Source organism: Streptomyces tritici, from assembly GCF_048500665.1.
GTDB lineage: Bacteria > Actinomycetota > Actinomycetes > Streptomycetales > Streptomycetaceae > Streptomyces > Streptomyces tritici.
On the sequence record NZ_CP183183.1, the window covers coordinates 3,945,089 to 3,963,677 of the forward strand.

The window sequence follows — 18,589 nt, forward strand, 5'->3', positions numbered from 1 at the left end:
ACCGGCACGGACGGGAGTTCGCCGTGAGTATGGCCGCCCCCACTGACACCCCCTAGCCCCTCCGCTCCGCCAGCCCCCGCACGTACGCCGCCTGTCCCGCGTGCTGGAGGTCGTCGGCGATGACGCTGATCAGGCGGACGCCCAGGGTGACCGGCGGGTTCCAGGAGGTGTCGACCACGCGTTCCAGGTCCGCGTTGGTGACGTCCTTGACCTGCTCCAGGGTCCGGGCGTGGACCGCGTCGTGGTAGTCGAGCAGCAGGTCGGCGGGGGCGCGGACCTTGGCGACCTGGGCGCTGGTGTGGCCGAAGCCGGTGGCGCCGGGGCCGAAGGGCAGGGCGAAGCGGTCCGCCCAGCCGTCCCGCGTCCACAGCTGGCCGTCGAGGCCGAAGGCGTCGGTGATGTGGTCGTCCTGGATGCGGGTGAGGTGCCAGACCAGCCAGGCGATCGAGTTGGCGTCGGGGTCGGGCCGGTGGGCCAGCTCCTCCTCCGACAGTCCTTCCACCGCCTCGTGGACGGCTTCCTGTACACGGCCGAACGCGTCGGCCAGCAGGTCGGGGCTTCTCATGCGCGGGCCTCCCGCCAGGCGGCGACCTCGGCCTCGACGTCGAACGGCCGCAGGTTGAGCGGCGGGCCCTCCAAGGGCCTGCGCAGCGCTTCGGCGATCTTCTCGTTGATCTCGGTGAGAATGCGCCTGACCTGCTGTTCCGTCGGCGCGGCGGCCGCCCTGCCCGCCGCGTCCTCGGCCTCCTTGCGCAGGGCCAGCGAGGGCGGCAGCACGCTCAGGCCCTCGCGGTGCATCTTGCCCTTGACCCACCACAGCTCGTCGTACGGCGCGGTGTCGTCGGGCAGGGGTCTGCCGAAGCCGGCCAGCGCGCGGAATTCCCCGCGGCGCTCGGCGTCCCGGATCTGCTTGTCCACGAAGGACTCGAAGTCGACTCCCGGCGGTTTGCGCTCCGTCATGCCTTCCAGCGTAGGCAAAAGGCAGGAGCCCCGCTGCCGCGCCGGAAGGCACGGTGCAGAGCTCCTTGGGTACTGCGCTCAGTTCTGGATCGTCGACCCGGGCACCTTAGGCCGGGGTGACGTTCTCCGCCTGCGGGCCCTTCGGACCCTGGGTGACGTCGAAGGTCACCGCCTGGTTCTCCTCGAGGGAGCGGAAGCCGCTCGCGTTGATGGCGGAGTAGTGGACGAAGACATCCGGGCCGCCGCCTTCCTGGGCGATGAAGCCGAAGCCCTTTTCAGCGTTGAACCACTTGACGGTTCCGGTAGCCATGAGCCCTCCTATGGGCCAAAGGGTCGCCCTGCTCCAGAACCTGCAAACAAGTCTGAAAACTACAAAAGCCTGCGGGTTACATGCTCCGCAGGCTCTGTACTGCAAGGGAAACCAAACTGCAACTTGCGTCGAGCGTAGCACGCAGGGTGCTCGTGAGGGTAGAGGGAAAGATCACGTCACCCGCATGTTTGACAAGATCGTACGTGCTGACGGCCGACCCGCCGATGTCCACCGATCGAGACGGGTCTAGCCTCGCGTTGTGGACAATGCAAGCGACGACTGCCGGCGCAGCCGCCCCCGGGTCGGTCACATCCAGTTCCTGAACTGTCTGCCGCTCTACTGGGGCCTTGCGCGGACCGGAACGCTCCTCGATCTCGAGCTGACCAAGGACACCCCCGAGAAGCTCAGCGAACAGCTGGTCCGCGGCGGCCTGGATATCGGCCCCGTCACCCTCGTCGAATATCTCCGCAACGCCGACGACCTGGTCGCGCTGCCCGACATCGCGGTGGGCTGCGACGGGCCGGTGATGTCCTGCGTGATCGTCTCCCAGCGCCCGCTGGCCGAGCTGGACCGGGCGCGGGTGGCGCTGGGCTCCACCTCCCGCACCTCGGTGCGGCTCGCGCAATTGCTCCTTTCGGAGCAGTACGGCGTGTCGCCCGACTACTACTCCTGCCCGCCCGACCTCGGGCTGATGATGCAGGAGGCCGAGGCGGCGGTGCTGATCGGCGACGCGGCGCTGCGCGCCTCGCTGCACGACGCGCCGCGGCTCGGGCTGCAGGTCCACGACCTGGGCACGATGTGGAAGGACTGGACGGGCCTGCCGTTCGTCTTCGCCGTCTGGGCGGTCCGCAAGGACTTCCTGGCGCGCGAGCCGGAGACGGTCCGCGAGGTGCACCAGGCGTTCCTGGCCTCCCGGGACCTGTCGCTGGTGGAGGTCACCAAGGTCGCCGAGCAGGCGGCGCGCTGGGAGTCGTTCGACGCGGCGCTCCTGGAGCGGTACTTCACCACCCTGGACTTCCGCTTCGGTCCCGAACAGCTTGCCGGTGTACGTGAGTTCGCCCGCCGGACCGGTCCGACGACCGGTTTCCCGGCGGACGTGAAGGTGGAGCTGTACCGGCCGTAGCCGTACGAGCCGCCGCGGAAGCCGGGGCTACGGCGACGGGATCGGGCCCTGCATGTGCTCGCTGATCCAGGCGATCGAGCCGTCGCCCATCCCCCGTACGTACGAACGGGCGTTGTGGCCGCCGTCCGCGATGATCTGGAGGCGGGTCTTCACCGGGCCCTTGGTGTAGTTCCGCATGAAGGACTTCAGGTTCTTCAGACCGGACTCCTTCGTGCCGATCTGGAAGGCGAGATAGACGTCGTTCGCCTTCCCGGCCGGCTTCCGGCCGTGCGCCGCGGCGAGCCGTTCCGGGTTGTTGGCCTGCCGTTCGCGCTCGTGTCCCGCCCACAGCGGGGAGTCGGGCACGGTGTCGGGGCCGGAGGCGATGACGGCCTTGAACTTGTCGGGGCGCTGCAGCACGGACTTGAGGCCGACGAAGCCGCCGGAGGACGAGCCCATGAAGGCCCAGCCGTCGCGGGAGTCGAAGGTGCGGAAATTGGCCCGGACGAAATCGGGGACGTCCTCCGTCATCCACGTGCCCATTTTCGGCTGCCCGGGTATATCGCTGCCGTCGTAGTAGTACTTGTCGTCCGGGTTGAGCACGGGCATCGCCACGATGAACGGAAGGCTTTTCCCTTCCTTCGACCACGCGCTGATGCTGCTCTGCAGTTTCAGGTCGGTCCCCATCCAGTAATTGTTGGGGTAGCCGTTTCCGCCGGGCAGGGCGATCAGGACGGGGAAGCCGCTGTTCGCGTACTTCGGGTCGAAATACTGCTTCGGGGCCCACACCCACACCTTGCCCGTGAAACCGGACTTCTCGCCCCGCAGCGTGGCGACGGCGATCTTCGTCCCGTCGTCGATCGTGTTCTGGACGGTGAAGTCGGCCTTCGGCCCGGTCGGCATGACCGTCCGCGGCCCGGCGGGGGCCGAGGGCGAGCCGCCGGGGGCCGGGCGGGTCGGGGCGGCGGTGGCGGGGGCGGGTGCGGCGCTCGGTCCGTCGAAGGAGACCGGGTCCCCCTCGTCGGAGCAGCCGGCCACCAGGGCGACCGAGGCGAGGGCGAATGCGGCGGCGAGGGTCCGGGTGCGGTGGTTCACGCCGTGGAAGAGGGGCGGGGCGACGAATCGGTTGTCCGACCCCCTGGCGTAGGCTGGCGGAGCTATGCCAGTACCCCTCCGAAAGGGACACACCCGGTGACCGAGAAGGCCGACCTGCAGTCCGTTCTCGACCGCGCCGCCGACGGTGGCCGGATCACCCCGGAGGAGGCGCTGGAGCTGTACCGCTCCGCGCCGCTGCACGCGCTGGGCGCGGCCGCCGACGCGGTGCGCCGCCGCCGCTACGCGGGTACGGAGCACATCGCGACGTACATCATCGAGCGGAACATCAACTACACCAACGTCTGTGTGACGGCCTGCAAGTTCTGCGCCTTCTACGCGCCGCCGAAGGACACGAAGAACGGCTGGACCCGCGACCTCGACGACATCCTGCGCCGCTGCGCGGAGACCGTGGAGCTGGGCGGCACGCAGATCATGTTCCAGGGCGGGCATCACCCGGACTTCGGCGTCGAGTACTACGAGCAGCACTTCTCCGCCATCAAGAAGGAGTTCCCGCAGCTCGTCATCCACTCCCTCGGCGCGTCCGAGGTCGAGCACATGGCCCGGATCTCCCAGGTGTCCGTGGAGGAGGCCATCCAGCGGATCCACACCGCCGGTCTCGACTCCTTCGCGGGCGCCGGCGCGGAGCTGCTGCCGGCGCGGCCGCGCAAGGCGATCGCCCCGCTGAAGGAGAGCGGCGAGCGCTGGCTGGAGATCATGGAGATCGCCCACAACCTGGGCGTGGAGTCGACCTCGACCATGCTGATGGGCACCGGAGAGACCAACGCCGAGCGCATCGAGCACCTGCGGATGATCCGCGACGTGCAGGACCGGACGGGCGGCTTCCGGGCCTTCATCCCGTACACGTACCAGCCGGAGAACAACCACCTGAAGGGCCGCACGCAGGCCACGCTCTTCGAGTACCTGCGGATGATCGCGGTGGCGCGGCTGTTCATGGACAACGTCGCCCACATCCAGGGCTCCTGGCTGACCACCGGCAAGGAGGTCGGCCAGCTGTCGCTGCACTACGGGGCGGACGACCTGGGCTCGATCATGCTGGAGGAGAACGTGGTCTCCTCGGCGGGCGCGAAGCACCGCTCGAACCGGCAGGAGATCATCGACCTGATCCGCAAGGCGGGCCGTGTCCCCGCGCAGCGCGCCACCACGTACGAGCACCTCGTCGTGCACGACGACCCGGCGAACGACCCGGTCGACGAGCGCGTCGTCTCGCACATCTCGTCCATCGCGATCGAGGGCGGGACCGCGCACCCCGAGCTGAAGCTGCTCGACGCCAACTGACCGGCCCATGCTGACGATCCACGCCGCCGAGGCGTCGCCGGAGACCGCCGTCCTGGTCGACGGCGCGCGGCTCGCCGCCGTCGGCCCGTACGAGAAGCTGGCCGCCGCCGCGCCGCAGGCGCGGGTGCGGCGCTGGCCCGGCATCCTCACGCCGGGGCTGCTCAACCCGTACGGGCCCGAGCTGCTCGAACAGACCTACTTCCCGGACCCGCGCGAGGCGGACGCCCTCGGCACCGAGCCGCTCACCGGCGAGCGGGCGCGGGCCCTGTTCCGCGCCGAGCCGGCCCGGCTGGGCGCGAGCGCCCGGCGCGGGGTGCAGCGGCTGCTGGCCCACGGCACGGTCGCGCTCGCCGGCGAACTGCGCGCCCGCGCGGTGGTCGACGCGGTACGGCGGGCCGGCCTCGCGATCGGGCAGCGGCCCCCGGCCCTGCCCGGCGAGCCGTCCCTGTGGCCCCGGCCCCTCGTCCTGCTGCCCGCGCTCGCCCCCGGCGCGCCCGCCCGCTTCGCGGTCTTCGACGTCCCGGACCGGGCCGCCCTGGTCCGCCTCGGCCCCTCGACCTGCGTGGCCACGGTGCTCGCCGGCCGGCTGGTGCACCGCGGCCGCTGAGCCCACCGCAGCGGTCCTGAGGGCGGCTGCGACAATGGGCGTGTGACGCGAGCAACCCTGGACAAGCAGCCGCACGAAGTCGCCACGATGTTCGACGACGTGGCGGCGAACTACGACCTGACCAACGACGTGCTCTCGCTGGGCCAGGACCGGCGCTGGCGCAAGGAGGTCGCGAAGGCGGTCGACGCGCGCCCCGCGCAGCGGGTCCTCGACCTCGCCGCGGGCACCGGCACGTCCTCGTTGCCCTTCGCCGCGACCGGCGCGTACGTCGTGCCCTGCGACTTCTCGCTGGGCATGCTCCGCGAGGGCAAGAAGAAGCACGGCTGGCTCCCGCTGACCGCCGGCGACGGCACGAAGCTGCCGTTCCGGGACGAGGTGTTCGACGCGGTCACCATCTCCTTCGGGCTGCGCAACATCCAGGACACCGACGCGGCGCTGCGCGAGCTGTACCGGGTGACCAAGCCCGGGGGCCGGGTGGTGATCTGCGAGTTCTCGCACGCCACCTGGGGGCCGTTCCGCAAGGTGTACGAGGAGTACCTGATGCGCGCGCTGCCGCCGATCGCGCGCGCGGTCTCCTCGAACCCGGACGCGTACGTGTACCTGGCCGAGTCCATCCGGACCTGGCCGGACCAGCCGGAGCTCGCCGGGATGCTGCAGAAGGCCGGCTGGCAGAAGGTCGCCTGGCGCAACCTGTCCGGCGGCATCGTGGCGATGCACCGCGGCTTCAAGCCCGGGGCCTGAGCCCGTACGGCGCCCCGCCGTTCCGCCCGTGGCCCCGTCCCGGGGCCGCGGGCCGCGCAATAGACTTCCCACCGACCCGACGTCGACATTTCGGAGGATCCCGCCGTGACCGAGCCGCTCTCCGAGCACCGCGCAGATGTGATCGTCGTCGGGGCGGGCCCGGCGGGCTCGACCACCGCGTACTACCTCGCCAAGGCGGGACTCGACGTCCTGCTCCTGGAGAAGACCGCGTTCCCGCGCGAGAAGGTCTGCGGCGACGGTCTGACGCCGCGCGCCACCAAGGAGCTGGTCTCCATGGGGATCGACATCTCCGAGGAGGCGGGCTGGCTGCGCAACAAGGGCCTGCGGATCATCGGCGGCGGCGTCCGGCTCGAACTCGACTGGCCCGAGCTGGCCGCGTACCCGAACTACGGACTGGTCCGCAAGCGCGACGACTTCGACGAGCAGCTCGCCCGCCAGGCGCAGAAGGCGGGCGCGCGGCTGTACGAGCGGTGCAACGTGGGCGCGCCGGTCCTCGACGACCGCACGGGCCGGATCACCGGCGTGCACGCCAAGCTGGGCGACGAGAAGCGCGAGGTCACCTTCCACGCGCCGCTGGTCGTCGCCGCCGACGGCAACTCGACGCGGCTGTCCCTCGCCATGGGCCTGCACCGGCGCGAGGACCGGCCGATGGGCGTCGCGGTCCGCTCGTACTTCACCTCGCCGCGGCACGACGACGAGTACCTGGAGGCGTGGCTGGAGCTGTGGGACCGGCGCGGTCCGCAGGACCGGCTGCTGCCCGGCTACGGCTGGATCTTCGGCATGGGCGACGGCACGTCCAACGTCGGCCTCGGCATCCTCGACTCCTCCTCCGCGTTCCGCGAGCTGGACTGGCGCGAGGTGATGAAGGCCTGGTGCGCCTCGATGCCGGAGGACTGGGGCTTCACCCCGGAGAACATGACCCAGCCGATCCGCGGCGCGGCGCTGCCGATGGCCTTCAACCGGCAGCCGCACTACACCAAGGGCCTGCTCCTCGTCGGCGACGCCGGCGGCATGGTCAACCCGTTCAACGGCGAGGGCATCGCGTACGCGATGGAGTCCGGCCGGATCGCGGCCGACGTCATCGTGCAGGCCCACGCCCGCGCGACGCCGGCCCAGCGCGAACTGGCCCTGCGCAACTACCCGAAGATCCTCAAGGACACCTACGGCGGGTACTACACCCTGGGCCGCGCGTTCGTGAAGCTCATCGGCAACCCGAAGATCATGAAGGTCGCGACCCAGCACGGTCTGAGCCACCCGCTCCTGATGAAGTTCGTCCAGAAGCTCCTGGCCAACCTCACCGACCCGACGGGCGGCGACGCGATGGACCGCATCATCAACGGCCTGTCCAAGGTGGCCCCCAAGGCGTAGGGCCGCAGAGCCGCAGGCGCGTCGCCCGCCGGACCACGGTCCGGCGGGCGGCGCCTTGTTCACCCGGGCCCGGCCCCGTGCCATCGTGGAGACCCCCAATGGTCTGTACCACGTGTGGAGGGAAGCGGCGATGCGCGGCACCACGGTCTTACCCGGGACCCCCTGTTCCGCCCCGAGGGACGGCGAGCCTCCGGTGCACCGCCTGGAGGTCCGCCTTCCCGACGAGGTCCCCTTCGCCGTCGGGACGTTCGACGGCATCGGCCCGATGTCCCGGGCCGGCTTCCCGCACCGGCACACCTTCTACGAGCTCGTCCACGTCACCGCCGGCGCCGGCGTGCACGTCGTGGACCTGGACCGGCACGTCCTGCGGCCGCCGCACCTGGGCGTGATCCTGCCCGGACAGGTGCACCACTGGGAGGACGTGCGCGGTCTCGACGGCTCCGTCGTCCTGTTCACCCCCGAGTTCCTCGTCGACCACCCCGGCGACCGCGAGCTGCTGCGCCGGCTCGGCGAGCGCCCCTGGCTCGCCCTCGACGCCGCCGACCATGCCCGCACCGGGCGCCTGATCGCGGAGCTGAGCGAGGAGTACGCGCAGGGGGCGGCCGGCTTCGCGAGCGTCCTGCGCTCCCTGCTGCACGTCCTGCTGGTCCGCACCGCGCGGCTTCCCGGCCCCGCCGTCCCGGACGCGGCCCCGCTCCCCGGCCGCGGCCATCAGAGCCGGGCCGCGGGCCTCGCCGAGGAGTTCGCCCGGCTCGCCGCCCGTACCGCCCACGAGGCCCCGACCGTACGGGAGTGCGCCGAGCGCCTCGGGGTGACCCCGGGCCACCTCGCCGAGGCCGTCCGGGCGGTCACCGGCCGGACCCCCGCGGCCCTGCTCCGCGAGGCCCGCGTCTGCGAGGCGCAACGGCTGCTGCTGAGCACCGGACTGTCGGTCCGCCAGGTCGCGGCCCGGGTCGGCTTCGCCGATCCCGCCTATTTCTGCCGTTTCTTCCGCCGCGAGACCGGCCGCAGCCCCGGTGACTTCCGAAAGCACCACGACCGCCGGGCTGCGTCCCTCGAACCCGGTGACCGGTCTGCCTAGGTTCGATGCCGTTCCCGCAGCCCCCACCGAGGAGCAGGCATGGACTTCGACCGTGAGACCGGCACCGGACCCGTCACCCGCAAGGCGGTGCTGCGCGCGGCGCTCGCCGCCGGCATGGCCGCCCCCGCGGTCCTCGTGGGCGTCCCCGCGCTCGCGAGGACCCTCACCGGGCCGGACGCCCCGGCCCCCGAGCCGACCCCCGCGTGCGACGACGGCGACGACCCGACCCCGCCGCAGATGGAGGGCCCCTACTTCAAGCCGAACTCGCCGCTGCGGACGAGCCTCCTGGAGCCCGGCACCGCCGGCATCCGGCTCACCGTCGCCGGGTACGTCTTCGGGCGCGCCTGCCGGCCGCTGTCCGGGGTGCTGCTCGACTTCTGGCAGGCCGACACGAACGGCGCGTACGACAACACCGGCTTCCGCTTCCGGGGCCACCAGTTCACCGACAGCCGCGGCTCCTTCGCGCTCACCACGATCGTCCCCGGCCTCTACCCGGGCCGCACCCGGCACCTGCACGTCAAGGTGCAGGCCCCGGGCCGGCCGGTGCTCACCACCCAGCTGTACTTCCCGAACGAGCCCCGCAACGCCACGGACCAGCTCTTCGACCCGCGGCTGCTGATGACGGTGCGGGACGCGGGCGGGGCCCGGGAGGCCGTGTTCGACTTCGTCCTCGACGTGCCGCAGGACCCGGGGCCGAGCCCCACGCCGACGCCCACGCCCACGCAGCCCGACGGCGCCTGGACGGCGGGACGGGCGTACGCGGCGGGGGACAGGGCCTCGTACGGCGGCCTGCGCTACCTGTGCCTGCAGGCGCACACGGCCCAGCCGGGCTGGGAGCCCCCGAACGTGCCCGCGCTGTGGCGGGCCGGCTAGACCGGGCCCGGGGCACGGCGAAGGGCCGTCACTCCCCCGAGGAGTGGCGGCCCTTCGATGTACAGGAGGTGGTGCGCGGGATCAGAGGATCCGGACCGCGCCGGACGGCCGGTCGTAGTCCAGGGAGCGCTCGACGACGCCGGTGGACGGGTTCTGCGCGCCGACGAAGTTGCCGCCGCCGACGTAGATCGCCACGTGGTACGAGCCGCTGCGGCTGCCCCAGTAGAGGATGTCGCCGGGCTGCAGGTTGTCGAGGGAGACCGAGCGGCCCATGCTCGACTGGTCGCCGGAGACGCGCGGCAGGTCGATGCCGGCCTGGCGGTAGGCGGCCTGGACGAGACCGGAGCAGTCCCAGGAGTTGGGGCCGGTGCTGCCCATGACGTACGAGTCGCCGACCTGGGCGCGGGCGAAGGCGACGATGGCGGCGGCGGAGCCGGTCGCCTGCGGCGTCGAGGAGTCGCTCGCGGAGAACGAGGCGAGGGAGCTGCGCTCGGAGGTGCGCGAGGCGCGCTCGCGGTCCTCACGGGCCTTCTCGGCGCGCTCGGCCTCGGCCTTGCGCTCCGCCTCGGCCTTGGCCTTCTTGGCGGCCTTGGCGGCGGCCTCGTTGGCGTCGTTCTCCTGGACGGCGAGCTGCAGGTCGAGCGCCTCCTGCTGGGAGGCCTCGGCGGCGGCGGCGACGGCGCTCGACAGCTCGGTGTCGAGGGAGCCGATCGTCGGCATCTCGATGGTCTCGGTCACCGGCTCGGCGTTCGCCGGCCCGGCGGCGCCGGCCACCGCGATGGTGCTGAGGACGCCACCGGCAACTCCGGCCCGGAGCACGAGCTTCGAAGCGCTCTGGCGGGGCTTCCGGTGGCTGGGTATGTGAGCGGTACGGGACATGAGTACAACCGCTATCAGCCCTCACGGGTTCCCTTCAAGAAACGTGTGTTGCGCCACAGTTACGTTCGGAACCACATAATCCGCTTCTCTCACGGCTTTATTGACGGCACAACGGACAATCCGGACGGCGGTCATCAGGGCGTTGAGCAAGGACTTTCCGCGAAACGTCCGAATTGAGCCGCACTTACCACTCCTTCACGCACGTGGCCAAGCCCCGTTTTTTCTGGAGTCGGTTCCTGTGAGGCAGGTCACATCATGAGGCCGGCTCGTTCGTGAACGCGCGCACGTGTCCACTTCCGTACCGCGGGCCCCCCGACCGGGCGACGGCGGGTCGCTATATCACTGACGCGCGGTCCATCGCCAATTTGCTTGTACGGCCCATCGCTTGATAGTGCGACACCCCCTCCCACCAGCGATTTCCGGTGCGGATGTCACGACTGGTGATCACCTGCGTGCTTCGCGTGTCAAGATCACCGCTCATCCGGCTTCATGATCCTTCGTCAGGTGGTGGAGATCACAAAGTCCCCTGCGTACCCCGTGTCGCAGATCACAGAGGGGCGGGCATAAGATGCGGGGCGTCGGGCTTGTGAACTGCCTCACATGTGCACGATCTTCGCGAGGCGGCGAGACGGGTTGCCCGGTGCGGTCCAACGGTCAAGGACGACTGGAAGGAGCGAGGAGCGTGAATGCCTACGCACCCATCCTCGTGCTCGGTGCCCTCGGTGCAGGGTTTGCGATCTTCTCCGTGGTCATGGCCACGTTGATCGGCCCAAAACGGTACAACCGGGCCAAGCTCGAGGCGTACGAGTGCGGTATCGAGCCGACGCCCACTCCGGCCGGCGGCGGCCGCTTCCCGATCAAGTACTACCTGACGGCGATGCTCTTCATCGTCTTCGACATCGAGATCGTCTTCCTCTACCCCTGGGCCGTCACCTTCGACGCCCTGGGGCTTTTCGGGCTCGTGGAGATGCTGCTCTTCGTGCTCACCGTCTTCGTCGCCTACGCCTACGTGTGGCGGCGCGGCGGCCTGGAATGGGACTGAGGGGCTGAGGAGCACCCATGGGACTCGAAGAGAAACTGCCGAGCGGCTTTCTGCTGACGACCGTCGAACAGGCCGCGGGATGGGTCCGGAAGGCATCCGTCTTCCCCGCGACCTTCGGCCTCGCCTGCTGCGCCATCGAGATGATGACGACCGGCGCCGGCCGCTACGACCTGGCGCGCTTCGGCATGGAGGTCTTCCGCGGCTCTCCCCGCCAGGCCGATCTGATGATCGTGGCCGGCCGGGTCAGCCAGAAGATGGCGCCCGTCCTGCGCCAGGTCTACGACCAGATGCCCAACCCCAAGTGGGTGATCTCCATGGGCGTTTGTGCCTCGTCGGGCGGAATGTTCAACAATTACGCGATTGTGCAGGGTGTTGATCACATTGTGCCGGTTGACATCTATCTGCCGGGTTGTCCGCCCCGGCCGGAGATGCTGATGGACGCGATCCTCAAGCTCCACCAGAAGATCCAGAACTCCAAGCTGGGCGTGAACGCCGAGGAGGCGGCCCGCGAGGCGGAGGAGGCGGCGCTCAAGGCCCTCCCCACGATCGAGCTGAAGGGCCTCCTGCGGTGAGTGACGAGACCCCCAACCCCGAGAAGGACCTCAGCGCGCAGAACCTGCCGGGTCAGCGCGGCGACCGCGGCGAGGAGGTCCGCGTCCAGCGCGGCATGTTCGGCGCCCGCGAGGGCAACGACACCTCCGGCTACGGCGGCCTGGTCCGCTCCGTGCGGCTCCCCGGACCGGCCGTCCGCCCGTACGGCGGCTGGTTCGACGAGGTCGCCGACGAGCTGGAGGGCGCCCTGGAGGAGCAGGGGCTGATCCCCGGCAACGCGATCGAGAAGACCGTCGTCGACCGCGGCGAGCTGACCTTCCACATCGAGCGCGAGCACCTCGTCCGCGTGGCCCGCACCCTCCGCGACGACCCGGCGCTCCGCTTCGAGCTGTGCACCGGCGTCTCCGGCGTGCACTACCCCGGCGACAAGGGCCGCGAGCTGCACGCCGTGTACCACCTGCGCTCGCTCACCCACGGCCGGCTGATCCGCCTGGAGGTCTCGGCGCCGGACGCCGACCCGCACATCCCGTCGCTGGTCGCGGTCTACCCGACCAACGACTGGCACGAGCGCGAGACGTACGACTTCTTCGGCATCGTCTTCGACGGCCACCCCGCCCTCACCCGGATCATGATGCCGGACGACTGGCAGGGCCACCCGCAGCGCAAGGACTACCCGCTCGGCGGCATCCCCGTCGAGTACAAGGGCGCCCAGATCCCGGCTCCGGACCAGCGGAGGTCGTACTCGTGACCACCCCTTCTGCAAGCGCACGTGAGACGACCGAAGGCACCGTCTACACGGTCACCGGCGGCGACTGGGACGAGGTCGTCCGGTCCGCCGCCAAGGCCGACGACGAGCGCATCGTCGTCAACATGGGCCCCCAGCACCCGTCCACCCACGGCGTGCTCCGGCTCATCCTGGAGATCGACGGCGAGACCGTCACCGAGGCCCGCTGCGGCATCGGCTACCTCCACACCGGCATCGAGAAGAACCTCGAGTTCCGGACCTGGACGCAGGGCACCACCTTCGTCACGCGCATGGACTACCTGACCTCGTTCTACAACGAGACGGCGTACTGCCTGGGCGTCGAGAAGCTGCTCGGCATCACCGACCAGATCCCGGACCGGGCGAGCGTCGTCCGCGTGATGCTGATGGAGCTCAACCGGCTCTCCTCGCACCTCGTGGCCATCGCCACCGGCGGCATGGAGCTCGGCGCCACCACGATCATGATCTACGGCTTCCGGGACCGCGAGATGATCCTGGACCTGTACGAGCTGATCACCGGTCTGCGCATGAACCACGCGTTCATCCGCCCCGGCGGCCTCGCCCAGGACCTCCCGCCCGGCGCGGTCGACGCCGTGCGCGAGTTCGTGAAGACCATGAAGAAGAACCTGCCGGAGTACGACAAGCTCGCCACCGGCAACCCCATCTTCAAGGCCCGCATGCAGGACGTCGGCTACCTCGACCTCACCGGCTGCATGGCCCTCGGCGCCACCGGACCGATCCTGCGCTCCGCGGGCCTTCCGCACGACCTGCGCAAGACCGACCCGTACTGCGGCTACGAGCAGTACGACTTCGAGGTGCCGACCGCCGACACCTGCGACTCCTACGGCCGCTTCCTCATCCGCCTGGAGGAGATGCGCCAGTCGCTGCGGATCGTCGAGCAGTGCCTGGACCGGCTGGAGCCCGGCCCCGTCATGGTCGGCGACAAGAAGATCGCCTGGCCGGCGCAGCTCGCCCTCGGCCCGGACGGCCTCGGCAACTCGCTCGACCACATCAAGAAGATCATGGGCACCTCCATGGAGGCCCTGATCCACCACTTCAAGCTGGTGACGGAGGGCTTCCGCGTCCCGCCCGGCCAGGCGTACGCGGCCGTCGAGTCGCCGAAGGGCGAACTCGGCGCGCACGTCGTCTCCGACGGCGGCACCCGCCCCTACCGCGTCCACTTCCGCGACCCGTCGTTCACCAACCTGCAGGCCATGGCCGCGATGTGCGAAGGCGGCCAGGTCGCCGACGTGATCGTCGCGGTCGCGTCCATCGACCCCGTGATGGGAGGCGTCGACCGATGACGGACGGACAGATCAGTCTCGGGATGCCCCAGCTCCCCGCCCCCGACTACCCGGCCGACGTCCGGGCCCGCCTGGAGGCGGACGCCAGGGAGATCATCGCCCGCTACCCGGGGTCCCGCTCCGCGCTCCTGCCGATGCTGCACCTCGTGCAGTCGGAGGAGGGTCACGTCACCCGCACCGGCATGCAGTTCTGCGCCGACATGCTGGACCTGACCACGGCCGAGGTCACCGCCGTCGCGACCTTCTACACCATGTACCGGCGCAAGCCCTCCGGCGACTACCAGGTCGGCGTCTGCACCAACACGCTCTGTGCGGTCATGGGCGGCGACGCCATCTACGAGGCGCTGCAGGAGCACCTCGGCGTCGGCGGCCACGGGGCCGACGACACCACCGCGGACGGCAAGGTCACCCTGGAGCACATCGAGTGCAACGCGGCCTGCGACTTCGCGCCGGTGGTGATGGTCAACTGGGAGTTCTTCGACAACCAGACCCCGGAGTCCGCCAAGCGCCTGGTGGACGACCTGCGGGCCGGCCGGACCGTCGAACCCACCCGAGGCGCCCCGCTGTGCACCTTCAAGGAGACCGCGCGGATCCTGGCCGGCTTCCCCGACGAGCGCGAGGGCGCCGTCGAGGCCACCGGCGGCGCCGGTCCCGCCTCGCTCGTCGGGCTGCGCCTGGCCAAGGGCGAAACCCCGCACCACAAGATCGTCCACCCGCGCGGCGCGTCAGCCAGTGGGGAGGGGGAGTGATGACCTTGGCACCCGAACTCGACAACACCAGCCCGGAGAAGCTGCTCGCGCCCGTCCTGTCGGCGTTCTGGGACCAGCCGAACTCCTGGACCCTGGACACGTACCGGCGGCACGAGGGCTACGAGGGCCTGCGGAAGGCGCTCGCGATGTCGCCCGACGACGTCATCGCGTACGTCAAGGACTCCGGCCTGCGCGGCCGCGGCGGCGCTGGCTTCCCCACCGGGATGAAGTGGCAGTTCATCCCGCAGGGTGACGGCAAGCCCCACTACCTCGTCGTCAACGCCGACGAGTCCGAGCCGGGCACCTGCAAGGACATCCCGCTGCTCTTCGCCAATCCGCACTCCCTCATCGAGGGCATCGTGATCGCCTGCTACGCGATCCGCTCGAACCATGCCTTCATCTATCTGCGCGGCGAGGTCGTGCCCGTGCTGCGCCGGCTCCACGAGGCGGTCCGCGAGGCGTACGAGGCCGGGTACCTCGGCCGGAACGTCCTCGGCAGCGGACTCGACCTCGAACTCACCGTGCACGCGGGCGCGGGCGCGTACATCTGCGGCGAGGAGACCGCGCTGCTCGACTCCCTCGAAGGGCGCCGCGGCCAGCCCCGGCTGCGTCCCCCCTTCCCCGCGGTCGCCGGTCTGTACGCCTGCCCCACCGTGGTGAACAACGTCGAGTCCATCGCCTCGGTTCCCGCGATTCTGAACAAGGGCAAGGACTGGTTCAAGTCGATGGGCAGCGAGAAGTCCCCGGGCTTCACGCTGTACTCGCTCAGCGGGCACGTCGCCTCGCCCGGCCAGTACGAGGCCCCGCTCGGCATCACCCTGCGCCAGCTGCTCGACATGAGCGGCGGGATGCGGCCCGGGCACCGGCTCAAGTTCTGGACCCCGGGCGGCTCCTCGACGCCGATGTTCACCGACGAGCACCTCGACGTGCCCCTGGACTACGAGGGCGTCGGCGCGGCCGGCTCCATGCTCGGCACCAAGGCGCTGCAGTGCTTCGACGAGACGACCTGTGTGGTCCGCGCGGTCACCCGGTGGACCGAGTTCTACGCCCACGAGTCCTGCGGCAAGTGCACGCCGTGCCGCGAGGGCACGTACTGGCTGGTCCAGCTGCTGCGCGACATCGAGGCCGGCAAGGGCGTGATGTCCGACCTCGACAAGCTCAACGACATCGCCGACAACATCAACGGCAAGTCGTTCTGCGCGCTCGGCGACGGCGCCGCCTCGCCGATCTTCTCCTCGCTGAAGTACTTCCGCGAGGAGTACGAGCAGCACATCACCGGCCGGGGCTGCCCCTTCGACCCGGCCAAGTCGACCGCCTGGGCGGACAACCACAAGGAGGTGACCGCATGACCGTCACCGCGTCCAACCCCGCGGGCGGCGGCAGCGCGGCGGTACCGCCGGAGGATCTCGTCACGCTGACCATCGACGGCATCGAGATCTCCGTCCCCAAGGGGACCCTGGTGATCCGCGCCGCCGAACAGCTCGGCATCGAGATCCCCCGGTTCTGCGACCACCCGCTCCTCGACCCCGCCGGCGCCTGCCGCCAGTGCATCGTCGAGGTCGAGGGCCAGCGCAAGCCGATGGCGTCCTGCACGATCACCTGCACCGACGGCATGGTCGTCAAGTCGCAGCTGACGTCGCCGGTCGCCGAGAAGGCCCAGCACGGCGTGATGGAGCTGCTGCTCATCAACCACCCGCTGGACTGCCCGGTCTGCGACAAGGGCGGCGAGTGCCCGCTGCAGAACCAGGCGATGTCGCACGGGCAGGCCGAGTCCCGCTTCGAGGGCAGGAAGCGGACGTACGAGAAGCCGGTGCCGATCTCCACGCAGGTGCTGCTCGACCGCGAGCGGTGCGTGCTGTGCGCCCGCTGCACCCGGTTCTCCAACCAGGTCGCCGGCGACCCGATGATCGAGCTGATCGAGCGCGGCGCGCTGCAGCAGGTCGGTACCGGGGAGGGCGACCCGTTCGAGTCGTACTTCTCCGGCAACACCATCCAGATCTGCCCCGTCGGCGCGCTGACCTCGGCGGCGTACCGGTTCCGCTCCCGTCCCTTCGACCTGGTGTCCTCGCCGGGCGTCTGCGAGCACTGCGCGGGCGGCTGCGCGACCCGCGTCGACCACCGGCGCGGCAAGGTCATGCGGCGGCTCGCCGCCGAGGACCCCGAGGTCAACGAGGAGTGGATCTGCGACAAGGGGCGGTTCGCGTTCCGGTACGCGCAGCAGCGCGACCGGCTCACCACGCCCCTGGTGCGCGACCCCGAGTCCGGCCGGCTGGAGACCGCGTCCTGGCCGGAGGCCCTGGAGGCGGCGGCCCGCGGCCTGGTCCGGGGGCGCACCGGCGTGCTGACCGGCGGCCGGCTGACCGTCGAGGACGCGTACGCCTACGCCAAGTTCGCGCGGGTCGCGCTCGACACCAACGACGTCGACTTCCGGGCCCGGATCCACTCCAGCGAGGAGGCCGACTTCCTGGCCTCGGCCGTCGCGGGGCGGGGCCGGGACCTGGACGGCAGCGGCGTCACGTACACCTCCCTCGAAGCCGCCCCGGCCGTGCTGCTCGCCGGTCTGGAGGCGGAGGAGGAGGCCCCCGGCGTCTTCCTGCGGCTGCGCAAGGCCTGGCGGAAGAAGGGCCAGAGGACGTACGGGCTCGCCGCGTTCGCGACGCGCGGCCTGACGAAGGCCGGCGGCACGCTGCTGCCCGCCGCGCCCGGCACCGAGACCGAGTGGCTGGACGCGCTGGCGGCCGGTTCCGGTCTGGAGGGCCCGGGCGCCGAGGCGGCTCAGGCGCTGCGCCAGGACGGCGCCGTGATCGCGGTCGGCGAGCGGCTGGCCGGGGTGCCGGGCGCGCTGACCGCGGCGGTCCGGCTGGCGTCCGCCACCGGGGCGCGCCTGGTGTGGATCCCGCGCCGGGCCGGCGAGCGGGGCGCGCTGGAGGCGGGCGCGATCCCGTCGCTGCTGCCCGGCGGCCGTCCGGCGACCGATCCGCGGGCCCGCGAGGAGGTCGCGGCGGTCTGGGGCGTACGCGAACTCCCGCACGGCTACGGGCGGAGCACCGGCCAGATCGTGGAGGCCGCGGCCACCGGCGAACTCGGCGCGCTGCTCGTCGGCGGCGTCGAGGTCGGCGACCTGCCGGACCCGGAGCGGGCCCGCGAGGCGCTCGACGCGGCCTTCGTGGTCAGCCTGGAGCTGCGGCCGAGCGAGGTGACCGAGCGGGCCGACGTGGTGCTGCCGGTCGCCGCGGTCGCGGAGAAGCCCGGCACCTTCCTCAACTGGGAGGGCAGGGCCCGGCTGTTCGAGGCCGCGCTGAAGCCCGAGCACATGACGCGGACGCTGTCCCCGGCGGACGCCCGGGTGCTGCACATGCTGGCCGACGTGATGGACGTGCACCTGGCGCTGCCCGATCTGCGGGCGGCCCGGCGCGAACTGGACCGGCTGGGCGGCTGGGACGGCGAGCGGGCCTCGCTGCCCGCCGAGCCCGCGCGGCCCGCGGCCCGGCCCGGCGACGGCGAGGCCGTCCTGGCCGGCCACCGGCTGCTGCTCGACCTGGGCCGGCTCCAGGAGGGCGACGAGGCGCTGGCGGGCACCCGCCACGCGGCGGTCGCCCGGCTGTCGGCCGCGACGGCCGAGGACACGGGCGTGAAGGACGGCGACGTCCTCGCGGTGACCGGCCCGTCCGGCACCGTCGAACTCCCGCTGCTGATCACCGAGATGCCGGACCGCGTGGTCTGGCTGCCGCTCAACTCGCCCGGCTCCCGGGTCCTGGACACCCTGGGCGCCCGCCCGGGCGCCCCGGTCCGCATCGGTCCGGCGGGCCCGGCGACGTCGAAGGAGGTGCAGGCGTGAACACGCTC

General features: G+C 71.2%; 19 protein-coding genes. 14 read left to right on the top strand and 5 right to left on the bottom strand.

The window, feature by feature from the left end; genetic code table 11:
• Positions 1-52: 52 nt before the first annotated feature.
• From ACNJ93_RS18325 to ACNJ93_RS18335, 3 genes are all read right to left on the bottom strand, one after another.
• Entirely contained in the window at positions 53-565 is a 513-nt protein-coding gene (locus ACNJ93_RS18325; protein WP_418958483.1) for a mycothiol transferase, read from the bottom strand.
• Entirely contained in the window at positions 562-960 is a 399-nt protein-coding gene (locus ACNJ93_RS18330; protein ID WP_418958484.1) for a DUF1992 domain-containing protein, read from the bottom strand. The genes ACNJ93_RS18325 and ACNJ93_RS18330 overlap by 4 nt, the downstream gene beginning before the upstream one ends.
• 106 nt (positions 961-1,066) lie before the next feature.
• Positions 1,067-1,270: a cold-shock protein gene (locus ACNJ93_RS18335; RefSeq protein ID WP_016645643.1), complete on the bottom strand. Its 204-nt coding sequence runs from the start codon at positions 1,268-1,270 to the stop codon at positions 1,067-1,069.
• 259 nt (positions 1,271-1,529) lie between these two features.
• Between ACNJ93_RS18335 and ACNJ93_RS18340 the strand changes: the two genes are divergently transcribed.
• Complete coding sequence (locus tag ACNJ93_RS18340; RefSeq protein WP_418958485.1) at positions 1,530-2,393, top strand: menaquinone biosynthetic enzyme MqnA/MqnD family protein; 864 nt, start codon at positions 1,530-1,532, stop codon at positions 2,391-2,393.
• A 27-nt stretch (positions 2,394-2,420) separates the two neighbouring features.
• Here the strand turns inward: ACNJ93_RS18340 and ACNJ93_RS18345 are convergent, their stop codons facing one another.
• Positions 2,421-3,467: an alpha/beta hydrolase gene (locus ACNJ93_RS18345; RefSeq protein ID WP_418958486.1), complete on the bottom strand. Its 1,047-nt coding sequence runs from the start codon at positions 3,465-3,467 to the stop codon at positions 2,421-2,423.
• Between the two features lie 96 nt (positions 3,468-3,563).
• Between ACNJ93_RS18345 and mqnC the strand changes: the two genes are divergently transcribed.
• From mqnC to ACNJ93_RS18375, 6 genes are all read left to right on the top strand, one after another.
• Positions 3,564-4,763: a cyclic dehypoxanthinyl futalosine synthase gene (gene mqnC, locus ACNJ93_RS18350; protein WP_418958487.1), complete on the top strand. Its 1,200-nt coding sequence runs from the start codon at positions 3,564-3,566 to the stop codon at positions 4,761-4,763.
• 7 nt (positions 4,764-4,770) lie between these two features.
• Positions 4,771-5,370: an imidazolonepropionase-like domain-containing protein gene (locus ACNJ93_RS18355; protein WP_418958488.1), complete on the top strand. Its 600-nt coding sequence runs from the start codon at positions 4,771-4,773 to the stop codon at positions 5,368-5,370.
• 42 nt (positions 5,371-5,412) lie between these two features.
• On the top strand, positions 5,413-6,111 hold the full coding sequence (locus ACNJ93_RS18360; protein ID WP_418958489.1) for a demethylmenaquinone methyltransferase: 699 nt from the start codon (positions 5,413-5,415) through the stop codon (positions 6,109-6,111).
• Between the two features lie 105 nt (positions 6,112-6,216).
• Positions 6,217-7,500 carry a geranylgeranyl reductase family protein gene (locus ACNJ93_RS18365; RefSeq protein ID WP_418958490.1) on the top strand — a complete coding sequence of 428 codons (1,284 nt, stop codon included), beginning with the start codon at positions 6,217-6,219 and terminating at the stop codon, positions 7,498-7,500.
• Between the two features lie 130 nt (positions 7,501-7,630).
• A complete protein-coding gene (locus ACNJ93_RS18370) occupies positions 7,631-8,581 on the top strand; it encodes an AraC family transcriptional regulator (RefSeq protein ID WP_418961453.1) in 951 nt (316 codons plus the stop codon).
• A gap of 39 nt (positions 8,582-8,620) precedes the next feature.
• The gene (locus ACNJ93_RS18375) at positions 8,621-9,454 is read left to right on the top strand and encodes a carbohydrate-binding protein (RefSeq protein ID WP_418958491.1); all 834 of its coding nucleotides are present in this window, start codon (positions 8,621-8,623) and stop codon (positions 9,452-9,454) included.
• A gap of 81 nt (positions 9,455-9,535) precedes the next feature.
• Here ACNJ93_RS18375 and ACNJ93_RS18380 read toward each other — a convergent pair whose 3' ends face one another.
• Positions 9,536-10,333 (bottom strand): C40 family peptidase, encoded by a 798-nt coding sequence (locus ACNJ93_RS18380; RefSeq protein ID WP_418958492.1) that lies wholly within the window; start codon positions 10,331-10,333, stop codon positions 9,536-9,538.
• Positions 10,334-11,015: 682 nt separating this feature from the next.
• On the opposite strand from ACNJ93_RS18380, the gene ACNJ93_RS18385 reads away from it, so the two are divergent.
• The 7 genes from ACNJ93_RS18385 to ACNJ93_RS18415 are packed head-to-tail and all read left to right on the top strand — an operon-like array spanning position 11,016 to position 18,581.
• Positions 11,016-11,375 (top strand): NADH-quinone oxidoreductase subunit A, encoded by a 360-nt coding sequence (locus tag ACNJ93_RS18385; protein ID WP_030494815.1) that lies wholly within the window; start codon positions 11,016-11,018, stop codon positions 11,373-11,375.
• A gap of 17 nt (positions 11,376-11,392) precedes the next feature.
• On the top strand, positions 11,393-11,947 hold the full coding sequence (locus ACNJ93_RS18390; protein WP_418958493.1) for a NuoB/complex I 20 kDa subunit family protein: 555 nt from the start codon (positions 11,393-11,395) through the stop codon (positions 11,945-11,947).
• Positions 11,944-12,675, top strand: coding sequence for an NADH-quinone oxidoreductase subunit C (locus tag ACNJ93_RS18395; RefSeq protein WP_418958494.1), 732 nt, complete (start codon positions 11,944-11,946; stop codon positions 12,673-12,675). The genes ACNJ93_RS18390 and ACNJ93_RS18395 overlap by 4 nt, the downstream gene beginning before the upstream one ends.
• Complete coding sequence (locus ACNJ93_RS18400) at positions 12,672-13,994, top strand: NADH-quinone oxidoreductase subunit D (protein WP_418958495.1); 1,323 nt, start codon at positions 12,672-12,674, stop codon at positions 13,992-13,994. Before ACNJ93_RS18395 ends, ACNJ93_RS18400 begins: the two co-directional genes overlap by 4 nt.
• Entirely contained in the window at positions 13,991-14,743 is a 753-nt protein-coding gene (gene nuoE / locus ACNJ93_RS18405) for an NADH-quinone oxidoreductase subunit NuoE (protein WP_418958496.1), read from the top strand. Before ACNJ93_RS18400 ends, nuoE begins: the two co-directional genes overlap by 4 nt.
• Positions 14,743-16,092, top strand: a complete 1,350-nt coding sequence (gene nuoF, locus ACNJ93_RS18410) for an NADH-quinone oxidoreductase subunit NuoF (RefSeq protein ID WP_418958497.1) — start codon at positions 14,743-14,745, stop codon at positions 16,090-16,092. Before nuoE ends, nuoF begins: the two co-directional genes overlap by 1 nt.
• Positions 16,089-18,581 (top strand): NADH-quinone oxidoreductase subunit G, encoded by a 2,493-nt coding sequence (locus ACNJ93_RS18415; protein ID WP_418958498.1) that lies wholly within the window; start codon positions 16,089-16,091, stop codon positions 18,579-18,581. Before nuoF ends, ACNJ93_RS18415 begins: the two co-directional genes overlap by 4 nt.
• The last annotated feature ends 8 nt before the right edge of the window (positions 18,582-18,589 follow it).

Coding starts and splice junctions, on each gene's coding strand:
- ACNJ93_RS18335 (WP_016645643.1), bottom strand. CDS start 1,270: ATGGCTACCGGAACCGTCAAGTGGTTCAACGCTGAAAAGGGCTTCGGC.
- ACNJ93_RS18355 (WP_418958488.1), top strand. CDS start 4,771: ATGCTGACGATCCACGCCGCCGAGGCGTCGCCGGAGACCGCCGTCCTG.
- nuoF (WP_418958497.1), top strand. CDS start 14,743: ATGACCTTGGCACCCGAACTCGACAACACCAGCCCGGAGAAGCTGCTC.
- ACNJ93_RS18380 (WP_418958492.1), bottom strand. CDS start 10,333: ATGTCCCGTACCGCTCACATACCCAGCCACCGGAAGCCCCGCCAGAGC.
- ACNJ93_RS18325 (WP_418958483.1), bottom strand. CDS start 565: ATGAGAAGCCCCGACCTGCTGGCCGACGCGTTCGGCCGTGTACAGGAA.
- ACNJ93_RS18330 (WP_418958484.1), bottom strand. CDS start 960: ATGACGGAGCGCAAACCGCCGGGAGTCGACTTCGAGTCCTTCGTGGAC.
- ACNJ93_RS18390 (WP_418958493.1), top strand. CDS start 11,393: ATGGGACTCGAAGAGAAACTGCCGAGCGGCTTTCTGCTGACGACCGTC.
- ACNJ93_RS18415 (WP_418958498.1), top strand. CDS start 16,089: ATGACCGTCACCGCGTCCAACCCCGCGGGCGGCGGCAGCGCGGCGGTA.
- ACNJ93_RS18375 (WP_418958491.1), top strand. CDS start 8,621: ATGGACTTCGACCGTGAGACCGGCACCGGACCCGTCACCCGCAAGGCG.
- ACNJ93_RS18370 (WP_418961453.1), top strand. CDS start 7,631: ATGCGCGGCACCACGGTCTTACCCGGGACCCCCTGTTCCGCCCCGAGG.
- nuoE (WP_418958496.1), top strand. CDS start 13,991: ATGACGGACGGACAGATCAGTCTCGGGATGCCCCAGCTCCCCGCCCCC.